Consider the following 22049-nt stretch of genomic DNA (forward strand, 5'->3'; position numbering starts at 1 on the left):
TTTTGTGACTGACTGCGTCAGTGTCTCTTCCGTAAATTAAAATTGAATAAGGGAGATGCTGGTCGTGCAGCGTCTCCCTGCAAATTTTCGCAGGTTTTGAAGCAACTGATTAGAAACTGTTTGAAACATTTTTGCGGTTTCTTTTGTTGCAGGCCTGCACACTTTTGTTCTTTACCGATTTTGCTGATGACTGGAAAGGGTTATCCGGTCCCTGCGCAAACAGTTGCGCGGAGCCGACGGACATTTTCATTGTGAGCAGGATGGGTAAAGGGAAAAAGAGGCACGTAGTGTTTTGGAATAGAATTATCGCAAATAAATTAAGACGAATAGATTTCTTTTTTGTATATCGGAAATGGTATGCTTGGAAGAAATCTGTTCGTCTTTTTGTTTTAGGAAATGTAGTAAGTAGTTTCGGAAAAGAAATAAGCAAAACATCGGAAATGATTACGCTATTTCGTTGAGCGTTGACAGGGCAACCCGGAAGGGTCCCAGTTTGACGACACCGAGCAACGCGAACAGAGTGAGCGTGCGCAGTGAGGAAGTGGGAGGCGGGTTGCCCTTCAACGCAACTTCGAGTTTCGAAGCCACAGGCGAATGAATCCATGGAATAGTAATCGTGTACGGTTTTGCTGATTCTTTCCCTGACCATAGAAAACGAAACATTTCTTAGGAAAGGACAAATTACAATGGAAAAACGAACAATCCAGAAGCTGGGCCTTCTTTGTGCCAGCGTCGCCTTATGCAGCGCGGCTTCCTGGTGGAGCGGCAACGACGAAGCAGACCGGCAGGTGCAGAAGATTGTGGAGCAACCGGTGGCGGAACAAGTGCAGGAAATAAAAATCACAGTGTGTGTCAGCGGCGCAGTGGCCAAGCCGGGACTTTACGAAGTGACAAAAGGCAGCCGGGCGCAGCAGGTCATCGAACTGGCAGGCGGCGTGACGGACGAAGCAGACATGGACAGGGTAAACCTGGCCCAGTTATGCAAAGACGGCGGACATATCAAAGTGCCGAGATTGTCAAAGGCGAGGCTGAAACAGAAAATGCAGGAACGAAAATCAGCAAAGGAAACTGGTATTTCCGGAGAAATAACGGGGAACACGCACTATGATGATGCTGCGCAAAATCATTCTCAAAAGAGGGCGCAAGAAAAATGGGAAACTGCGGATGGCAGCCAATCTGCGGCAACAGGCTGGCCCGAAATGCAACCTGACGGAAACAGACGTGAAGAGAAAACCGAAAGTAACGCTGCCAATGCGGTTCTTGTGCACCTGAATTCCGCGACGGAAACTGACCTGATACAACTACCCGGGGTGGGGAATGCTACGGCCCGTCGGATCATTGCTTTCAGAAATAAGCATGGGTTTCACCGTATAGAAGATATTATGCAGGTACCAGGCATCGGCCCGGCAAAATTCGCCAGGATGAAACGCTGTCTGGCGCTGTAAGTATCTGTCTTTTAGTGCATTTTTTAAGATGCTTTAGTTTATGGATTTTAAGAAAGAGGGAAATGTAGATTTGTTTATCAAGTGGTTGTGCCTTCTGTTCTTTTGTTATTGCGCAGGCGATTTGCTCGGGTTTTACGAGCGGTCACATCTTTTTCAGTTGTCACTCTCTACGGTTTTCGCGGCATGCGTGCTGTACTGCCTGGTGCAAATCCGGCGGGGCGGCAAAGCGGCGTTACTGGACAGGGACAACATACACCGTCTGGCCTGCGTGTTGTTTTCTCTTGTCATATTTATAGGCGGGTTCATGGCCGCGGACGGAAAGATAAAAATGCAGAAAAACTGGCAGGGATTGACGGGGAAACAGCTGATTCTCCAGGGCGCCGTAGAACCGGACAGCATACGCAGAAAGGAACAGGGAATCAGCGCCGTGTTTGCGGCAGAGTGGCCGCTGCACGGTAAGGTGAGGATTTTTGTGAAAACCGATTCCAAAAATGCTGACCTGACCGTGCGGAAGCTGCTGTCCGGAAAAATCCGGATAGGGGGCGTATTGAAGGAACCGGTTTTTCTGCGAAACCCGGGAACATACGACGGCTATCATTTTAATAAAATAAAAGGAATTTACGGAAACATAACAGTTTCGCCCGCTCAGTTACAGGAATCGGGAGAACCGCTCCCGCTGCGGTTCCGCTTTACGGCTCTTGCGCAGAAGGTGAGGGAAAACGCGCTGGCGCAGCTGCACACCGGCACGGGGGCCATCCTGCCGGGCATGGTGCTGGGCGGGTATCAGGGCGTGGCGCCGGAAGAGGCGGACGTATTCCGGGACAACGGCATAGCGCATTTGTTGGCTGTATCCGGTACCCATGTGGCGGTACTGGCGCTGATACTGCAGGCGTTGCTGCGTCCGGCCGGGAAAAAAGGAAACATTTTTGTGCAGCTGTTTTTAGTCCTGTATGCGTTGCTCTGCGGTCTGCAGCCGGCGGTGCTTCGCTCCGTGGCCATGGCCTGTGTGCTGCTCTGGGGCCGTAGCCGGAAGCTGAAAGCGGACAGTGCCCGTTTGCTATTGTTGACCGCCTGGGCTTTGCTGCTGGCAAATCCTTTCTGGCTGTTTGACATCAGCTTTCAGCTTTCCTTTGTGACTACGGCGGGATTGCTGCTGGCGGGACCGAAAGTGACCGCATACATTCCGCAGAAATTACCGGACTGGCTGCGGACGGTGCTGGGCGTGACGCTGACGGCACAGATATTTTCTTTTCCGTTTTCCGTGTATTACTTTCACCGGGTCTCCCTGATCGGGCTGGCCAGCAATCTGCTTTTGCTTCCGGCGCTGGAACTGGCCGTGCTGTTATTTCTGACAGGACTCTGTTTTTTATTTTTGGCCTCTGTCGGAGGCATGCTTTGCGGTCTTCTTTTTCCTTTTGCCGGCGACATACAGTCGGGCAACGGTATCTTTTCTGTTATCGGCAGCGTACCCTTTGCTGCCGGGGAACGCATGCTGCAGGGTGCGGTTGCGGCGGGAAAACTGCTGGCTGATTTACCTTTTGCAACCTTGGATGTTGCCGGGTGGCGCAAGGTGCAGTATTTCTGCTACATAGGGTTTATAGCTTCCTTATTTGATTTGGGTCCGCTCAGTCGTTTGTCCTCCCGGCAGAGAAAATTCTGCCTTGGAACGATGGTTTGCATCTTCATTCTGATCAATCTTGTACGTTATCTTTTGCCTCAGGATTTAACGGTTCACTTTATCGATGTGGGGCAAGGCGATGCCGCTCTGATCCGAACACCGGCGGGCAAGAATATTTTAATCGATACGGGCGGTCTGCAGGGGGAGGCAGATATTTCCCGCATGGTGCTGCTGCCGTATCTTCGTTACCTGGGCGTAAAACAGATCGATGTGCTTTGCCTGAGCCATGGCGACCACGACCATGCCGGGGGCGCCGCCGGTGTAGCGGACCGGCTGCCTGTAAAAAATGTGTTTCTGGGCGCCGGTGCGGAAACATCCACGGACGTGCAGGCGCTGCTGAGGGTTGTGGAACATAAGGCAAACGTGTACAGACTGCAAAAAGGAGAACAGTGGAATGTGGGAGACTGCAAAATCGTAGTCGCTTCTGCATCTGCAAAAACATCTTCCGCTTCCGGAGTTTCGGACACCAATGCTTCTTCGTTAGTCCTGCAGCTGTTTTGTCAGGGACATTCCCTTGTGTTTACCGGCGATGCGGATATGGAAACGGAAGAAAACGCCATGCCATTGCTGCGTCAGGCGGACGTACTGAAAGTCAGCCATCATGGTTCGGAAACTTCTTCGTCCCCCCATTTTCTTTCACACATCCAGCCCCGCTTCGGCGTAATCTCCTGCGGAAAACACAACCGGTACGGTCATCCGGCACAGGACACACTGGAACGTCTGGCCGCCCGGCATATCATTCCCCTGCGGACAGATCAGCTGGGCGCGATCAAGATCGTTTTTGGCACAGACAAGCTGCGCTGGTACAGCTACCGCTATCAGGAAAACCAATTTTAATTCAGCAGGGTTCATGATATAATAAATTAAGTTTGTATGTCTGGCTATTGCCCAACCAAATCAGTATCGTATTTTATGTGTGCAAAATAATACGGTATAGCGAAGAGATAAGCAAAACGCCTGAAACGAGTGCGTCACTCATTGAGCGTTGAGGGACAACCCGGAAGGGGCCCAGTCTGACGATACCGAGCAACGCGAACAGAGTGAGCGTGCGCAGTGAGGAAGTGGGAGGCGGGTTGCCCCTTAACGCGATTTCGAGTTCCGAAGCCGCAGGCGCATGAATCCACGGAATAGCAAATGTTGACGGGTTTGCGATGTCTTTGCCATACGGTATTATTCATTGGAGATTATTGCCATGAAACCAAAATCCTCCGGCCTGGCCCCGGATGTATTTATCAAACAAATTGAAAACGGAAACATCCCCACCGTAGTTTGCATCGTGGGGGAAGAACCCTATTACCGGGATTTGGTCCGCCGCACCCTGCTGGATGCTATCTTTACGGATACGCCGACCGACAGCCGCGATATTTCTGTATTCGAAGAAAAAACGGACATGAAAAAGCTGGATACGCTGATCAATACCTATCCCTTTTTCAGCGGCAGGACGGTCATTTTCATTACGGATAAAGAACTGCTAAACCTCAAGGCGGAAGCGGAAGGGAAAAAACCCAAAACCGGCGGGAAAGGGAAAGCGAAAGAAAAGACAAAGGAAACGAGCCTTTCAAAGCAGGAGCAGTTTCAGAATTTGCTGGGCGATGTGCCGGATTTTTGTACGGTGATCCTGCAGGCAGAAAAGATGGACGGGCGGCAGAAATTTACCAAGTTTTTGCAGAAGGAAACGGTGTTTGTGGACTGTTCCCCTGTAGACTCCCGGTATCTGCCGTCCTGGCTGGCCCGGCAGGCGGAACAGCGGGGCGGGCATCTGGACCGGGGCGCGGTACAGCGCATTCAGGAATACCTGGCAACCGTGGACAATCCGCCTTTGCAGCTGCTGGCGGCGGAAGTGGAAAAGATTGCCGTGTATGCAGGAGACCGGAAGAACTGGACCGCGGCGGATGTGGATATGCTGTTTTCCGCGTTGCCGGAAATCGGCGTGTTTGCCCTGAATAATGCCATCACGGCCAAAAATACGGTGCTGGCGTTGCAGCTGCTGGCAGAGGAACAAAAGAAAAATACGTATTTGCCTTTGCTGGCGGCCAAGCTGCTGACCCATCTTCGCAGTATCCTGATGGTAAAAGAAGGGGAACGGCTGGGACGTTCTGCCAGCCAAATTGCAGCGGAATCCCACAAGGCGCCTTTCCTGATCAGCATGTGGCAGAAGGAAGGAACAAAATTTACGGAGGCCCGTCTGCGGAACGGGATCCAGGCGCTGGACACGCTGGTGGAAGAAATCAGTCTGGGCGGCCGGCAGTACGACCGCCTGGAAGAGATTATTGCCGTGCTTTGTGCAAAGAAAGTTGTAAAACGTGAATGCTCCGTTTGACGATAGTTGCGATATTTGAAACAGTTTAGCGCATAACAAAAATGTATACATTTCGTTCCAGTCAGCTTTTATAGACATTTAAGAACGGATTTGTTAAAATAAAAAATAATGTTAAAATTTCTGTTCTTTACAGAGAGCATAAAAGGAGGGGAAACGGCCCGGTGCCGGAATATTATGGGGAAAAGTGAATTGCTTTATGTCATTAAACCTTCGCAGCAGACAAAAGAAACCTTACTGCAGTTATTAGCCGATCATAAAGAGGTGCAGTTTGTTTCTCTGATGGGCGTGGATCTGGCAGGAAATGATACGGACGAAAAAATTCCTGTCAATATCTTTCTGCATGATATCGACAAATTCCTGACCGGCAGCGCGGCCCAGACCGACGGTTCTTCCGTGGTGCTGCCCGGTATCGCCACCCTGAACGATGCCCGTGTGGACATGGAAGTAGATAAAGATGTAAACTGGTACGTGGATTATAACTACGAACACTTTGATGAAAAGGGGCGCATGGTAGGCACTCTGCGCATGCCCTGCTTCCTGACCCATAACGGGGAGTACGTGGACTCCCGTTCCCTTTTGAAGAAATCCCTGCGGTATGTGGAAGACGAGCTGCTGGCGCTGCTGAAAAAGTATCCGCATATGCCGGGGCTGGAAAATATCGATGTCAATGAAATTGCCCACTTGATTTTCACGACGGCCACCGAATTGGAATTCTGGGTAAAATCCCCCCGGGAAAATTCTCCCATTGAAGCATTGTCCTCCTCCCAGGTCATGCAGGAAATGTACTGGCAGCGGACCCGGGGCAATGTGCGCACGGCGTTGGAACAGACCATTGAAATGCTGGAGCTGTACGGGCTGGAGCCGGAGATGGGACATAAGGAATGCGGCGGTGTCAAAGGACAGATTGATTCTTCCGGCCATATGACTCATATCAATGAACAGCTGGAAGTGGACTGGAAATACAACGTGGGTCTGCAGACGGCGGACAATGAAATTCTGGCCCGCATTATCGTCAAGGAAGTTTTCCGGCAGAACGGCCTGGACATTTCCTTCCAGGCAAAACCCATTCCCGGCGTGGCTGGCAGCGGCGAACATACCCATGTGGGCATTGCGGCCAAACTGAAAAACGGAAAAGTCGTGAACCTGTTTGCTCCGGCCGACATGTATAAGGATTTCCTGTCTGCTGTGGGGTACGGCGCCATCATGGGCATCATGAAAAATTATGAAGCCATCAATCCGTTCATCTCCGCCACCACCGATGCGTTCAACCGGCTGAAACCGGGCTTTGAAGCGCCGGTCTGCATTGTGACGTCCCTGGGTCTTGCCCCGGACATTCCTTCCCGTAACCGGACCATTCTGGCCGGTCTGATCCGGGATCTGGACAACCCGCTGGCAACCCGTATCGAGATGCGTTCCCCGAATCCGTACACCAACACCTATATCGCCATCGCGGCATTCTATCTGGCGGCCCTGGACGGCATCAAGGCCTGTGCGGCGAGCAAAAAAACGCTGGTGCAGCTGGAAAAGGAAATTTCCAAAAAGGCCGGCCAGAAAGGCTTTTATCTGGAAAAAGACAGGGAATACCGCACCGAAGAAGATGTGTTTGAAGATTTTACGGCGGAAGAGCGCAGCAAACTCTTTGGCGAACCGCCTGCTACCGTGTGGGAAAATATCCGGAACTGGGAAAAATTCCCGGCCAAGAAAAAAGTGATCATGGAAGGCGGTATCTTTGATGAAACCGTGCTCCGTTCCTTCGCGGAAGGCGCCATGATCCGCTGGAAGACGGAACTGCTGAACCGGCTGATCCCCGAAGTCCGTGCGGATGTAATCGCGGCCAAAAAACTCCATGACGCCAATACCGGAACCGCCTTCGACAATGCCATCTGGAAAAAGATTCAGGCCGTACGGAATAAACTGGCTAAAGATTCCGCAAAGGAAGACTGCATTTTTACGGAAATCAAAAAAGCGATAGAGGCCGGTGATCATGATGCGGTCTCTGCCAAATTCCTGGAGATGCAGAAGCTGAAAGAAAGTCTTTACGCGTTATATCACGATTACAAACAGAATATTATTGACTGATGACAGCCTTGCGGGGAACCGGCCGCAGGTTTTTAGCCCGGCATTTTCCGGAAAAATTGGCTGAAAAACCTGTTTGTATTGTGAACTTTGTGAAATTTTCTTCAGAGACTTGTTGTCTTATAAGTAGACTTGTGGTAAAATACAACAAGTATTGACCGGATATTTTGTTTTAAAAAGGTTTTATTTGAAAAATATAGATACCGTATTTAGGAGGATCGCAATGAATTTTGGATTTACGGAAGAACAGCTCGAATTGCAGGAAATGGTGCGCGAGTTTGTTGAAAAGGAAATTACCCCTATCGCAGGTGAGATGGACGCGGAAAATGCAACCCGTCCGGAACTGTTTAAAATGGCTGCTGATATGGGACTGCTGAATGTAATTGTTCCTGAAGAATACGGTGGATTGGGCCTGGACAGTGTAACGGTTGCCATGATGTATGAAGAACTGGGCAAGGGCTGTGCCGGCGTGGCCACTTCCATGGCTGCTAACGCCCTGGCTACGGCTCCGGTTCTGATTGCCGGTACGGACGAACAGAAACGTATGTGGTGCGATATCCTGAACGAAGGCGGCCTGGCTGCCTTTGCGCTGACGGAACCCGGCGCCGGTTCGGATGCCGGCGGTGTTTCTACCCGCGCTGTCCATGATAAGGAAAAGAAAACCTACACGCTGAACGGGACGAAAGCCTTTATCACCAACGGCGGTATTGCGGACATTTACCTGATTTTTGCCAATACCCGTAAGGATGGCGGCATCCGCGGCCTGACCGCGTTTATCGTTCCGAAGGGAACTCCCGGCTTCAAGGTTGGCCGTAAAGAAGATAAGATGGGCATCCGTCCTTCCAATACCTGTGAACTGATTCTGGATAATGTGGTGATTCCGGAAAGCAACCGTGTGGGCCGTGAAGGCCAGGGCTTCCGCATCGCCATGCAGACACTGGATTCCGCCCGTCCGTTTGTGGGCGCGGTTTCCGTAGGTCTGGCTCAGGCTGCCCTGGATGTGGCGGTTGCGTATGCGAAAGAACGGAAACAGTTCGGTCAGCCCATCGCTTCCTTTGAAATGGTGCAGGAAATGGTGGCGGACATGGCCATGAAAGTTGACGCGGCCCGCCTGCTGGTGTACCGTGCCTGCGCGATGCGGGACGAAGGCGTTGTGTTTACCAAAGAAGCTGCCATGGCGAAGTGCTTTGCAGCGGATACTGCCATGGAAGTTACGACCAACGCGGTGCAGATTATGGGCGGTTATGGCTATTCCAAAGAAAATCCTGCTGAAAAACGTATGCGTGACGCCAAGATCATGCAGATTTATGAAGGCACCAACCAGATCCAGCGTTTGGTTATTGCCAATAAGGTTATGTATTAATGATGTGCTGCTGCCCCGTTGCCTGCTGACAGGCAGCGGGGTTTTTGTTATAATAGTACTGTATATGGGTTTGCTGCAGAAAAATGTTGGCAGTAATTTCTGAACAGACTTCCTGGGAGCGGTTATGATTTTATTATGGGTATCGCTGTTGGTGGTGTTTCTGGACCGGATCACCAAGATGGCGGTGGTTTCAAAAATGACGGAAGGGGACAGCATTCCGGTTTTTGAAAATATTTTTCATATAACGTATGTTTTGAATCCGGGGGCAGCGTTTGGCATGCTGCCGCATAACAGGATGTTTTTCCTGGCAATCGGTGTGGCAGCTGTAATCGCAATCTGGTGGATGCGGAAGGATATTCTGGCGGAAGGCTGGCGGACACGGATTGGGACGGCGCTGTTTCTGGGAGGTACCCTGGGAAATCTGTGGGACAGGGTTCAGACCGGACTGGTCATCGACTTTTTTGATTTTCGTATCTGGCCGGTGTTTAATGTTGCGGATATCGCCATATGCGTAGGGGTAGGACTGATTTTATGGGGCATGCTACAGAACGGATTTCTGGAAAATTAAATGAAACAGAGGCTCCGGCTGCTGCCATTGTCTGGAATGATACCGGAGAGGAACCGGACCTTGCAGCGCAGGACATGGAAGAAGATATACGTACGGTGACGGCGGATACCGCCGATTCCGGGAAACGGGCTGACGTTTTTTTTGCGGATATGCTGGAGAGTACCCGTTCCCATGTCCAGATTTTATTGAACGAAGGGCGCGTCTGTAAAGGAAGCAAGCTGATCAAGCCGAATTATAAAGTTAAAGCGGGAGATGTATTTCAGGTCGTATTGCCCAGGCCGGTTCCGCTGGAGGCGGAGCCGGAAAACATTCCGCTGAATATCATCTATGAAGATGAAGATGTGATCGTGCTCAATAAACCCCGGGGCATGGTGGTGCATCCGGCGCCGGGGCATAATACGGGCACGCTGGTCAATGCGCTGCTGTTTCACTGTAAGAACCTGTCGGGCATTAACGGGGTGATCCGCCCCGGCATCGTGCACCGGCTGGATAAGGATACCAGCGGCATCATGATCGTTGCCAAAAATGACGAAGCCCATGTTTCTCTTTCCAAACAGATTCAGGATAAAACGGCAAGGCGGACCTATCTGTGCATCGTCCGTGGCAATGTGAAAGCGGACAACGGACTGATTGAAACCCGGATGGACAGGGATAGAAATGACCGGAAACGGATGGCTGTAGTGACGGAAGGCGGTCGTGAGGCAATTACAGGATATGAAGTGTTGGAGCGATTTGGCCGTTTTACGGTGGTCCGTTGCAGTTTAAAGACCGGACGGACCCATCAGATCCGCCTGCACATGGAATACCTGGGCTATCCGCTGGTAGGGGATCCCAAATATTCTCCCATGAAAACGCCGTTTTCCATAAAGGGGCAGGCCCTGCATTCCCAGACACTGGATTTTATTCATCCGCGGACCGGGAAACCGATGCATTTTGAAGCGCCTTTACCGGAAGATATGCAGAAAATCATGACCCGTCTGCATAACGGGCAGTTTTGACCGGCAGGTGCGTATGGCCATTGGTCATCGCACAAACTCATTGAATCAGCGTCTCTTTAAAAAAATTTACAGCAATTTTGCAGAAAATGACTATGAAAAGACAAAAATTTAGTTTAATATAAATACGAGGTGGAAACGATGAAGAATATTATTAAAAAAACTTCGATTATGGATGCAGACGGTATCCGTCGCGCGCTGATCCGCATCGCCCATGAAATTACGGAAAAAAACCGGGGTGTGGAGAATGTGGCCCTGGTGGGCATCCGTACCCGGGGCGTTCCGCTGGCTGCAAGGATTGCCGAGGAGATTCAGAAAATTGAAAACGTAGAGGTTCCGGTAGGTTCCCTCGATATTACGCTGTATCGGGATGACCTGACCACCATGGGGTATAACCCGGTGATCCACGGAACGGAAATCGATTTTGATGTTACCGGGAAACATATTGTCCTGGTGGATGACGTGCTGTATACTGGACGCACGATCCGTGCCGCGCTGGATGCCATTATTGACATGGGAAGACCGAATTCGATCCAGCTGGCTGTCCTCATTGACCGCGGACACCGGGAACTGCCGATCCGCGCTGATTATGCAGGAAAAAATGTTCCGACTTCCCGTCGTGAGACCATTGAAGTGGCGCTGCAGGAAGAAGGAAAAGAGGATGAAGTGATTTTGGGAGAAATTGCGGAATAAATCCGTGTATCTTCCGTTTATGATGTAAAAAGAAGCCGCGTTTGTGTTATAATGTATGTTAAAGATAATAGGAAGTAAGCAACTTTTATCAACAAAGTTTTAACAAGTTTAATGATTTGGGAGGTTTTCTCATGAAAAAAGTTTCTCTGCTGCTGGTTAGTTTATTGACTGTCTTTGTAACTTCGCTGACTATGGTGGCATACGCTGCGCCCAGTGATGAAAATCCGTATAAAAACCATTATACGAAAGAGGCCCAGGCGATTCGCAAGCAGGGTACGGCCAAAATTGTTTTTCAGTTTATGACACGGGACAATGTGCCCATGCCGGGCGTCATCATGCTGTATAATACCACAAAAGAAAAAGGCCAGGAAGCGGTTGCCGATGAAAAAGGCATGATCCAGTTTGATGTGAAAACTTCCGAACTGTATTATGTCCATCACGTAATTTATAACAGAAATATATTACCGATCCAGGGCGGCGCCATGGTCAACAATATTGACAAGCTGGATATCCGCAAGGGCACCGTTTTGTGGAACGTAATTGTAAAATACGGTGAACAGGCTTTTATGAGTTACCGTGGAAACTGATATACGAATCGGACGAGGATAGAAATAATAAGAGCCGGGCATGGCTGCCCGGCTCTGTTGTCTTATATGCGGGAATGTAAAAAATAAAATTACAGTGATTTCGGTTTCATCAGCAATTTGCCGAACCGTTTGGTCATATTGCGCATCTGGGTGATTTTGCGGGATTTGTTCCGGTGCCGCGGTTTCATATCGGCTTTTTTGCCGAAGTCTCCCCGGTCTACATAGGTCAGTTTCATTTTATCGGGTGCAAGGAAACTGCAAAGCTCCCGAACCATCTTTTCCGGATCGGCCTCTTCATTGCAGGAAAAACCGTCGATGGCCACAAACCCTTTTTCGTAATTAACATGTAAGATAATATGACCGGCTTTGCAAATACTGTAAATGCCGTACTCAGTCTCGTTTTCCTGTTCTGTGCGTATGCTCTGCACCTGCATATTATTTTCTTTTGCACGTTCTTCCAGAACGTGTGTTAACGCTTCCTGAGTCAGTGAGTCTTCCGCGCAGCCGTAGAGGTCTGCGGCAACTAATAATCCTGTTTTCAAAATATGATCTCCTTTTTAAAACTGTCGGCAGGATACGCCTGCCCGTTCTGTGTTTTACAACTATTGAATATTTTTTACGTGTGCATTCATTATAACAGAGGCCGGCACAGTTGTCAAAAGCAGGACTACAGGTAAAGCCGGAGAGCAGAGATTGTGTTATAATAGAACAAAACAAGAATTAAGGAAACTCATTTTATCAGCGTCTCCTTAATGCAGAGGTATTGCATGGATATAATTGAAGGAACTGTGGAATCAATCGTATTCCAAAGTGAGAATAAACAATTTTGTGTCTTTCGGATCCGGAGCGCTGCCCTGGGTATGGTAACGGCAGTCTACAGGGGACCGGCCCCTTTTATGGGGGAAACGGTGCAGGCTTCCGGCAGCTGGACACAACACGCGCGTTTCGGCCGCCAGTTTACGCTGGCCGGTTACCGGTCGGTTAAGCCGGGTTCGGCGGAGGGCGTGGAACGTTTTTTGGCCAGCGGAGCCGTCAAGGGGATAGGCAAAGCGATGGCGTCCCGTATCGTGGAACATTTTGGCAGGGATACGCTGGAAATATTGGGAAAGTCGCCGGAACGTCTGGCGGAGGTTTCCGGCATCGGAACCAAAAAAGCAAAAAGCATCGGAGAGGCCTATCATGCCATTTCTGATTTACGGGAGCTTATGCTTTTTCTGGAAGAAAACGGGGTAAGCGGCCATTATGCCGCTAAGCTGCAGCTGGCCTATGGTGACACGGCGATCACCCGGATCAAAGCGGACCCGTATCGCCTGATCATGGACATTGATGGAATCGGGTTTAAAACAGCGGACCGGATCGGTCTGTCGCTGGGGTTTGAACCCTCCTCGCAAGAACGGGTCCGTGCAGGCATCGGCTATGCGCTGACGCAGGCGGCATCCGGCGGGCATACCTGCGTGCCGGAAGAGGAACTGCTGCGGTATACAGGGCAGATTTTGCAGGTTGAGTATGTGGATGTGGAAACGGTTTTTCAAACCATGATTGCCAATGATCTCCTTCGGACGGAAGATTGGGGCGGGCATCGTTTCATCTATCCGGAATACCTGTACCGGGCAGAAACCGGTACCGCCCGTATGCTTCGGGCTTTGCGCGATTATCCGGACAGCCTGGGGAGAGTAAACGTGGAACGGGTAATCGCGGAATGGGAAGCGGAGGCCGGGATTGAACTGGCGGATGCCCAGAAGGAGGCAATCCGTTCCTCCTTAAAGTACGGCGTCTTTGCCCTGACCGGAGGCCCCGGCACAGGCAAGACCACGATTATCAAAGGCATTCTTTCTGTATTGAAGCGGGCAGGCTGTACGGTTTTGCTGGCAGCACCCACCGGAAGGGCTGCCCGGCGCCTGGAAATGGCTGCGGGGGACAAAGCACAGACCGTGCATCGTCTGCTGGAATATACAGTGACGGGAGAGTTTGGTAAGAACGCGGATGAACTGCTGGAAGCCCAGGCTGTGATTGTGGATGAGGCCTCCATGCTGGATATTACGCTGTTTTATCATTTGCTGGAAGCACTGCCTCTGGGCTGCCGCCTGATCCTGGTGGGCGACGTGGATCAGCTGCCGTCCGTGGGGCCCGGATCCGTGCTGAAGGATATCATCCAATGCGGTAAGATGCCGGTGGTCCGTCTGCATGAGGTGTTCCGGCAGGCGGAAATCAGTCCGATTGTGCGGAACGCGCACCGCATCAACCGCGGTATGCTGCCGGAGTGTGTGCCGGAAAGCGATTTTTCCATGACAGAGTTTGCGGATGAGGAACTGGCTGCGGATTATATAACAAATCTGTATGCCAATGCGGCGGAAGCCGAAGGGTGGCAGTCTTTACAGATTTTGTCTCCCATGCATAAAGGCCCCTGCGGCGTGCAGAATCTGAACCGGCTGCTTCAGGCCCGTGTCAATCCCCCATCTCCCGCAAAAGAGGAAATACAGCAGCCCGGCGGTACGGTTCTCCGTCTGGGAGATAAGGTGATGCAGATCCGTAATAATTATGAAAAGGACGTGTATAACGGGGATATCGGCCAGATTGTAACGATTGCGGGGAAAATGGTGAGAGTCTGCTATCCGGACCGGGCGGACGGCGAATGTGTGACCTATGAGGAAGGCGAAACGGATGAACTGCAGCTGGCGTATGCCATGAGCGTGCATAAATCCCAGGGAAGCGAATACTCCCGCGTTGTGCTGGCCCTGGTGCCGGGGCATTATATCATGCTGCAGCGGAACCTGCTGTATACGGCCGTGACGCGGGCCAGGGAAAAAGTGGAGCTGGTAGGGACGAAAGCAGCGTTGCAGACGGCGGTTGCCAACGACCGTACCCGCCGCCGGTATTCCTTGTTAAAGGAACGGCTGCAGGAGAACGGCGATTTGTAGAATTCCATTTCCGTTTTAAGTGAAGAGACAGACGAAGCCCGGCCGGCGGTATCCGTGTGGTGTGAGGCTGACGGCTGGAGTGTGTTTGATGTGAGGCTGACGACCGAAGTGTGCGTTTGCCGGAAGGAGGGAGAGCAGACTGTTTTTACAGTTACTGAAAGAATTAGTGTTTCCGCGCTGCTGTGCAGGCTGCGGAGTGGAAATCGAAGCGGGCTTCCTGTGCCGTGACTGCAGGCAGGGACTGTTGCAGATGAAAGCGTTTCCAACCATAGACGCGTTGGACGGCGGACTATTCTTTTTTGCATATGAGAACCGGATAAAGGAAGCGATTCACAGAATTAAATTTGGCAGGGAAAAAGATGTAACGGTTTTGTTATCGGAAGAAACGGAAATTTTACTGGCGGAACCTGAGATACATGCTGCGATTACAAAATTTTTTGCCAATGCAGGAATGTTTCGCACTTGTGCAGAAAATAACAGTAAAGATAAAACATCATGGCGGACAGTTGACCGGAATGCTGTCCGCGTTGCCCAAAAGGATATATGGTTGTGGAGCGGGATACCGACAGACCCTGGCCGGTTGCGGCAGCGGGGTTTTGATATCCCGTCGGTGCTGTTTTCCCAAAGAGCAAAGGAATTTGGAGGAAGATGGGCGCCGCTTTTATGCCGTACCCGGAAAACGTTGCCGATGTTCGGCCTGTCTCCGGAAGAACGGAGACGGAACCTGCAGGATTGTTTTGCGGTGACAGGGAATGTCCGTGGTAAATCTGTCATGCTGGTGGATGACATCTTTACGACGGGCGCCACGTTTTCCGCGGCGGCAGCTGTATTGAAAGAAGCAGGCGCGGTGACGGTGGCCGGCCTTGCGTTTTGTGGTTCGATTGAAAATCTACGTTAATATTTTATTACATCTAAAACTTGTATAAATTGTGTTTGTACGGCATAGAATGGAAGCACCGAAGAATTAAGATTTAGATGTTACAAACTACTAAATTAAATATTTAAAACGTATTGGAGGGAGAGAGGATGAAGTTGACTGGCTGTATCGGAATCAGGGAAGGATTCCAGTTTCAGTATCAGAACCTGGTCGGAGAGGGCCGGGTTACGGAAGAGGCGCTGCAGGCTCTGCAGCCTGCCATGGAGCAGGCTGTAAAAGCGGTGCGGGCCATTCGCAGCGAAGGTTTTTCCAAAGCGCATCTGTCCAAGGACGGGACGCCGGAACATGTTTATTTTCCCCGTCAGGCTTATCTTGCAGAAGGGAACCCGAATGACGAAGTTTCGGTAAAGCGTCTGGAGGCATTGGGCGCTGCCTGGAAAGATACCGTAGATGCGGCGGTGTTTATCGGCATCGGCGGGTCGTATTTAGGGGACAAGGTGATTTTTGATCTGGCGGCCAAACCCTATTGGAACCAGCTGCCGAAAAAAGAACGCAACGGATATCCGCAGATTTATTTTGCAGGCAATAATGTGGACGGCGTGGCCCTGCAGGGCCTGATGCGCCAGCTGACCCTGCAGGCGCAGCATGTAAAGCATCCGCTTCATATCCAGCTGGTGCCGATTTCCAAATCGGGTACCACCATGGAACCGCTGACCAGTTTCGCTGCGTTGCTGAACTATATGAAAGCGCGTCCGGAATGGTTTACCGTTGATGTGACGGCTGTTACCGGTCTGGACGCGAAAGAGTCCCTGCTGTACCGGCTGGCACAGGAAAATAACTGGCCGGCTTACAGTATTCCGGAGGGAATCGGCGGGCGGTTCTGTATCTTAAGCAATCCGGGCCTCTTAATGTGCGCCGCACTGGGCTATGATATCCGTGCTTTACTGGATGGCGCCCGGGAAATGTCCGAGCTTTGTCTTGCCACCGAAGGTACGGATAATCCTGCCTTGCTGAATGCGTCCCTGAAATATCTGGCAGCAGAAAAACTGGGAGCGGATATTGAAGTGCTGATGGGCTACGGCGATACCCTGCAATGCCTGGGCGCATGGTATGTGCAGCTGCTGGCAGAATCGCTGGGCAAACGCCTGGACCGGAACGGCAAAACCGCTTTCTATGGCAGGACACCCGTGGTAGCCGTCGGCACCACCGATATGCATTCCATGACCCAGCAGCATCAGGACGGAAAACGCAATAAGGTGATCCAGTTCCTGGAAGTGGCCAAACCGGCGGAAACGATTGTGGTAAATAATCCGTTCCCAAAAGAAAAGGCCTTTGCTTTATACGCAGGCAAGGAAATGAATGTACTGCTGCAGGCCGCCCTGAAAGCCAATGAAACGGCTCTGACGGAAGACGGCAGGCTGAACGCCCGGTATATTCTGCCGGAACTGGCGCCGCGTTACGTCGGACAGTTGCTGATGTTCCTGATGTACAGCATTGCGTACGAAGGGGAACTGGCAGATGTGGACGCCTATGACCAGCCCGGCGTGGAAGCCTATAAGCGCATTATGAAAGCGGAACTGGCAAAAGCGTAAAATAAAGAGAAAGAACTTAATGCACAAGCTTTATTGAAAAAATAAGTTGAAGTAATAAATTAAAAATTAGCAGCGGGAAAGACTTTGCAAAACCGTGCCCGTTTGCTATTTCATGGACTTATTCGCCTGTGGCTTCGAAACTCGTGGCTTCGCCCCTCAGACAGTCTCGCCACGGCCGGCTCATTTCGTCTCATGAAATTACGCAAACGCTCCCGATGTTTTGCGAAGTTCTTCCCCGCTGCTGCTTTTATATTTGCTATTTCTGTAACATTTAATATAGTTTTAGGAAGAGTTTGTGAAATTATATTACTGGCTCTTGCGTAAAGTCAAAAAGTCAAATATAATAACCATATAACACGCTACGGTCAATTTGGCAATAATATTTTAATATTTGGATGGAAAAGATATCTTTTTTGATTCCTGTGCCAGAATGAAAACAGACAGTAAGAACAGAAAGCAGGTAGAATTATGAAAAACATGGCAGACGCAATAGAAAGCTTTATTGTAGGACAGTTACTGGCGGCGAGCAAGAATACGGTACTGGTGCAGCGCAACGAACTGGCGGACCGGTTATCCTGTGCGCCGTCCCAGATCAGTTATGTATTGAGCACCCGCTTTACACCGGAAAAGGGGTATCTGGTAGAGTCCCGGCGGGGAAGCGGAGGATTTATCCGTATCGTCAGGATATTGCCTGTGGAAGAACAGCAGGAAGAACCGACTGTGGATGAAATCCTGCATTACTGGCACGAAAACCGCATGCTGACCGACAGGGAGTTTGAACTGCTGCATTACCTGATGGGCATCATGGATATCCCGGAAAGGGAAAAACGCCAGGTTCTCCGTCAGGCAGTACAACGCATGGTAGACGCCAGCTGATTGAACTATAAAGGAGACGAAGTAATCAGTGTTTCCTTAAAGAAAGAACATGGAGTTTTGGGCCGGCAACAGGTAATTTCCGGCAGGGAGGATACAATGTTATGTGAACGTTGCGGCAAACGGGAAGCCACAGTAAATGTGGTTTGTGTTATCAACGATACCCGGGTCAGCAAATGGCTTTGCGAGTCCTGCGCCAAAGAGTTCGCGGCGGAAGGCGTGATGGCCGGGCAAAAAGGGGAAAATGCCCGTAATATATTAGAAGAGTTTTTCAAACCGCTGCGCAGGCTGGCGGAAAAGAATTACTATGCAGAACAGAACCAGAAGGATCATTTTTATACAGATCTGGCAGAAAAGATTTTGGTTGGCGCGCGCCGGACAGCTGTCCAGCGCCAGCAGGAAGAAATTGGTACAGAACATATTTTGTGGGCGATGCTGCAGGAACCGGAGAGCCAGGCAGCACATCTGCTGCTGCGGTGCGGCGTGGATAAATATACCCTGTTAGGGGAACTGGAAACCTGGATGGGAAAAACCGTGGAAGGCGCTAACCCGGCTTCCTATACTAAAGAAGCGGCTGCGGCCCTGCAGTATGCGAAATCCTTTTCGGATGCGGACGGCCTCTACCTGATCAGTTCCGGGCATATCCTGCTGGGGCTGCTGGCAGAAGAAGGCTGTGTCGCTTCCCGGGTCCTGGCGCGTTTTACGATTGATATGAACCGGGTGCAGGTCATGATGCACGAAGAATTTATCCAGACGCATGCCCTGCCGGAAAAAAATAAATTTAAATCCCAGGCCAAAAAAGAAAAAGCGGAAGCGGAGCTGCAGAAAGCTCTGAAACTGCTGAACGGATTTGGGCGGAATCTGAATGAACTGGCTGCCCAGGATAAACTGGACCCGATGCTGGGCCGGGAAAAGGAATTGGAACATGTGATGCGGATCCTTTGTCGGCGTACGAAGAACAATCCGGTCCTGATCGGTGAGTCCGGTGTGGGAAAAACCGCCATTGCAGAGGGACTGGCTCAGCGGATCGCGAACCGGGAAGTCCCTGAGTTTCTGTCAGACAAGATTATTTTTTCTTTGGAATTAGGTTATGTAGTTGCAGGGGCCAAGTATCGGGGCGAACTGGAAGAACGCCTGCGGAATATTATTGAAGCTGTCAAGCATTGCCCCAGAATCATTCTGTTTATGGATGAGCTGCAGATGCTGATGAACGGCGGCGACGGCACCATGAATATCGCAAATATTATCAAACCGGCGCTGGCCAGGGGGGAACTTCACGTAATCGGAGCCACCACGCTGGAAGATTACCGTAAAAGCGTGGAAAAAGATGCGGCGCTGGAGCGGCGGTTCCAGCCGGTCCGTGTGGATGCGCCGGATACAGAGGCGGCCCTGAAAATTTTGAAGCGCCTGAGCGGACGTTATGAAAGGTACCATCATGTACAGGTAACGGAAGAAGCGCTGGAAGCGGCGGTCAAGTTATCGGACCGTTATCTTACGGACCGGAACCTGCCGGATAAGGCGATTGATATCCTGGACGAAGCCTGCGCTTCTGTCAGGCTGCACAGCAGCAAGGATTACTCCGGACAGATGGGGGATCCGGTAGTAGATGCAGACACGGTTCGCCATATTATTTCCCAGTGGACCAACATTCCGCTGACCCGGCTGAATGCAGCGGAATCCAGCAGTCTGCTGCAGCTGGAGAATGCTCTGCACGAACGTATCGTGGGGCAGAATGCGGCGGTAAAGGGTGTGGCCCAGGCGGTACGGCGTGCCCGGGCCGGACTGAAAGACCCCCGCAGGCCGGTGGGCTCTTTCCTGTTCCTGGGACCTACCGGTGTGGGCAAAACCGAACTGGCCAAAGCGCTGGCAGAAAATCTGTTCGGGGACGAGAGGGCTTTGCTGCGCTTTGATATGAGCGAATATATGGAAAAGCATACGGCCTCCCGTCTGATTGGCGCGCCTCCCGGTTATGTGGGGTACGAGGAAGGCGGCCGCCTGACTTCCGCAGTGAAACGGCGTCCCTATTCGATTATTCTGCTGGATGAAATTGAAAAAGCCCATCCTGATATTTTCAACCTGCTGCTGCAGATCATGGAAGACGGACGGCTGACTGACGGGCAGGGCGTGACGGTGGATTTCCGGAACTGTGTCATTCTGATGACCAGCAATGCCTGCGCCGAAATGATGAGCGACCGGCGGAGTCTTGGCTTTGCGGCGGATGCAGATACCGCTGTGGCAAACCAGAAACAGAATATTCTGCAGGGGATCAAAGATATTTTCCGTCCGGAATTCTTGAACCGGCTGGATGAGATTATAGTATTTGATCCGCTGGGTAAAAAAGAGCTGGCGCAGATCGTGGATAAAATGCTGGAGGAATTGCAGAAGCGGCTGCAGGATACTGGCATGAGCCTGCGCATGACGGCGGCTGCCAGAGATAAACTGCTGAAGACGGGAATGGACGTCCGGTATGGGGCCCGTCCGTTGCGGCGCGCTTTGCAAAAGGAAATTGAGGATAAGCTGGCAGACCTGTACCTGGAAGGGACCTTTTCCGCCGGGGATCATATTCTGATCGACGTATTGAGCGGAGATTTCAGTTTTTCCCGTCTGAAGGAGGCCGATACGGAAAACATGGTACCGGTGCAAGAGGAGCAGAATTATGGCTAAAGCAAAAGCGAAAGTAAGCTATGTCTGCCAGAATTGCGGTTATGTGACAGCTTCCTGGCTGGGAAAATGCCCGGAATGCGGAACCTGGAATTCTTTCGCCGAACAGTTTGAAACCAAGGTGAAAGAACAGGGGTATGTCCATTTTAATGAAAGCAGCAAACCCAAAACGGTTAGCAGTGTGGCGGCAAAACCGGTGCGCCGTATGGAAACCGGGATCCATGAATTTGACAGGGTGCTGGGCGGGGGAATTGTTCCCGGCAGTCTGATTTTGCTGAGCGGAGATCCGGGAATCGGGAAATCAACGATTCTTTTGGATGCGGCGATGCGTTTCAGTCAGAAGCAGATAAAAGTTTTATATGTATCGGGAGAAGAATCGGAAGAACAGACCGCCATGCGGGCCAACCGCCTGGGAACCTGCACGGATTCACTGCTGATCATGACCGCGTCGGAAATCGGTAATATCCTGTTGCAGGCTGAGCATGAAAAGCCGGGTCTGCTTGTGATCGATTCCATTCAGACGATGTATACCGGCGATCTGGAAACGGCGGCCGGCAGCGTGGGGCAGGTCCGTGAGTGTACGGCCCGGCTGCTGAAATATGCCAAAACTTCCGGAACGTCGGTGCTGATCATCGGGCACATGACAAAAGACGGAAATATAGCCGGTCCCCGTTTGTTGGAACATATGGTGGATGTTGTTCTGCAGTTTGAAGGCGACCGCAGTTATGCGTACCGTGTGCTGCGCGCACTGAAAAACCGGTTTGGTTCCACGGAAGAGTGTGGCATTTTTTCCATGGAGCAGGGAGGCCTGACAGAAGTTCCCAATCCGGCAGGGTTGTTTCTGGAATCGAGGGAACAGGAGGTGTCCGGCGCAGTGATTGGAGGCTGTCTGGAAGGAAACCGTCCTGTCATGGTAGAATTCCAGGCATTGGCTGCCCGCACTCCGTACGGTATGCCCCGCAGGACGGCCGTGGGATTTGACTATAACCGGGTCAACATGCTGATTGCCGTATTGGAACGGAGAATGGGCCTTGATTTTGGAACCTATGACGCCTATGTCAATGTGGTAGGCGGTATCAGGGTCAATGAACCGGCTGCCGATCTGCCTGTACTGATGGCGCTGTTTTCCAGTTACCGGAACCGCGCGGTTGTTGCCGGAACCATGATTTTCGGAGAAGTGGGCCTTACGGGTGAAGTGCGGCGCGTACCGGCCATGGAACGCCGTATCATGGATGCAGGCAAGCTGGGCTTTGAACGGTTTGTAGTGCCTGATGCCAAACTGCGTCTGCCGGAAGATTTTAAAGGAAAGGTTATCAGGGTAAAAACGGTGGAAGAGGCGATCCATGCAGTATTTGGATAATTTTTAGTCGATCAGAGAAAATATAGTTGACAGCATACATACA

At 51.2% G+C, this 22049-nt stretch carries 16 protein-coding genes; 15 read left to right on the plus strand and 1 reads right to left on the minus strand.

Annotated elements, in window-relative coordinates; all coding sequences use genetic code 11:
• Positions 1 to 686: 686 nt before the first annotated feature.
• The 9 genes from QZV31_RS02965 to QZV31_RS03005 all read left to right on the plus strand — a co-directional run bounded on the left by QZV31_RS02965 (position 687) and on the right by QZV31_RS03005 (position 11725).
• Entirely contained in the window at positions 687 to 1445 is a 759-nt protein-coding gene (locus QZV31_RS02965; RefSeq protein WP_295357905.1) for an SLBB domain-containing protein, read from the plus strand.
• A 40-nt stretch (positions 1446 to 1485) separates the two neighbouring features.
• Entirely contained in the window at positions 1486 to 3960 is a 2475-nt protein-coding gene (locus QZV31_RS02970; RefSeq protein WP_295357908.1) for a DNA internalization-related competence protein ComEC/Rec2, read from the plus strand.
• A 355-nt stretch (positions 3961 to 4315) separates the two neighbouring features.
• The gene (gene holA / locus QZV31_RS02975) at positions 4316 to 5443 is read left to right on the plus strand and encodes a DNA polymerase III subunit delta (protein WP_295357911.1); all 1128 of its coding nucleotides are present in this window, start codon (positions 4316 to 4318) and stop codon (positions 5441 to 5443) included.
• A gap of 174 nt (positions 5444 to 5617) precedes the next feature.
• On the plus strand, positions 5618 to 7522 hold the full coding sequence (locus tag QZV31_RS02980; RefSeq protein WP_295357914.1) for a glutamine synthetase: 1905 nt from the start codon (positions 5618 to 5620) through the stop codon (positions 7520 to 7522).
• A gap of 220 nt (positions 7523 to 7742) precedes the next feature.
• Positions 7743 to 8882, plus strand: coding sequence for an acyl-CoA dehydrogenase family protein (locus tag QZV31_RS02985; protein WP_093729297.1), 1140 nt, complete (start codon positions 7743 to 7745; stop codon positions 8880 to 8882).
• A 124-nt stretch (positions 8883 to 9006) separates the two neighbouring features.
• Positions 9007 to 9450, plus strand: a complete 444-nt coding sequence (lspA, locus tag QZV31_RS02990) for a signal peptidase II (protein ID WP_295357919.1) — start codon at positions 9007 to 9009, stop codon at positions 9448 to 9450.
• A 74-nt stretch (positions 9451 to 9524) separates the two neighbouring features.
• On the plus strand, positions 9525 to 10448 hold the full coding sequence (locus QZV31_RS02995; protein ID WP_366508680.1) for an RluA family pseudouridine synthase: 924 nt from the start codon (positions 9525 to 9527) through the stop codon (positions 10446 to 10448).
• A gap of 138 nt (positions 10449 to 10586) precedes the next feature.
• A complete protein-coding gene (gene pyrR, locus QZV31_RS03000) occupies positions 10587 to 11138 on the plus strand; it encodes a bifunctional pyr operon transcriptional regulator/uracil phosphoribosyltransferase PyrR (RefSeq protein WP_295357925.1) in 552 nt (183 codons plus the stop codon).
• A 131-nt stretch (positions 11139 to 11269) separates the two neighbouring features.
• Entirely contained in the window at positions 11270 to 11725 is a 456-nt protein-coding gene (locus QZV31_RS03005; RefSeq protein WP_295357927.1) for a hypothetical protein, read from the plus strand.
• Between the two features lie 89 nt (positions 11726 to 11814).
• On the opposite strand, the gene QZV31_RS03010 is transcribed toward QZV31_RS03005, so the two are convergent.
• Positions 11815 to 12267 (minus strand): S-adenosylmethionine decarboxylase, encoded by a 453-nt coding sequence (locus QZV31_RS03010; protein ID WP_295357930.1) that lies wholly within the window; start codon positions 12265 to 12267, stop codon positions 11815 to 11817.
• A 225-nt stretch (positions 12268 to 12492) separates the two neighbouring features.
• Between QZV31_RS03010 and QZV31_RS03015 the strand changes: the two genes are divergently transcribed.
• The 6 genes from QZV31_RS03015 (at position 12493) to radA (ending at position 22006) form a co-directional block, all read left to right on the plus strand.
• The gene (locus QZV31_RS03015; RefSeq protein ID WP_295357933.1) at positions 12493 to 14643 is read left to right on the plus strand and encodes an ATP-dependent RecD-like DNA helicase; all 2151 of its coding nucleotides are present in this window, start codon (positions 12493 to 12495) and stop codon (positions 14641 to 14643) included.
• Positions 14644 to 14839: 196 nt separating this feature from the next.
• Entirely contained in the window at positions 14840 to 15541 is a 702-nt protein-coding gene (locus QZV31_RS03020; protein WP_295357936.1) for a hypothetical protein, read from the plus strand.
• A gap of 128 nt (positions 15542 to 15669) precedes the next feature.
• The gene (locus QZV31_RS03025; RefSeq protein ID WP_295357937.1) at positions 15670 to 17112 is read left to right on the plus strand and encodes a glucose-6-phosphate isomerase; all 1443 of its coding nucleotides are present in this window, start codon (positions 15670 to 15672) and stop codon (positions 17110 to 17112) included.
• Positions 17113 to 17580: 468 nt separating this feature from the next.
• A complete protein-coding gene (locus tag QZV31_RS03030; RefSeq protein ID WP_093729289.1) occupies positions 17581 to 17988 on the plus strand; it encodes a CtsR family transcriptional regulator in 408 nt (135 codons plus the stop codon).
• Positions 17989 to 18084: 96 nt separating this feature from the next.
• Positions 18085 to 20649 (plus strand): ATP-dependent Clp protease ATP-binding subunit, encoded by a 2565-nt coding sequence (locus QZV31_RS03035; RefSeq protein WP_295357942.1) that lies wholly within the window; start codon positions 18085 to 18087, stop codon positions 20647 to 20649.
• A complete protein-coding gene (gene radA, locus QZV31_RS03040) occupies positions 20642 to 22006 on the plus strand; it encodes a DNA repair protein RadA (RefSeq protein ID WP_295357944.1) in 1365 nt (454 codons plus the stop codon). Before QZV31_RS03035 ends, radA begins: the two co-directional genes overlap by 8 nt.
• The last annotated feature ends 43 nt before the right edge of the window (positions 22007 to 22049 follow it).

It is taken from the genome of uncultured Succiniclasticum sp., from assembly GCF_902793885.1.
Classification (GTDB): Bacteria; Bacillota; Negativicutes; order Acidaminococcales; family Acidaminococcaceae; genus Succiniclasticum.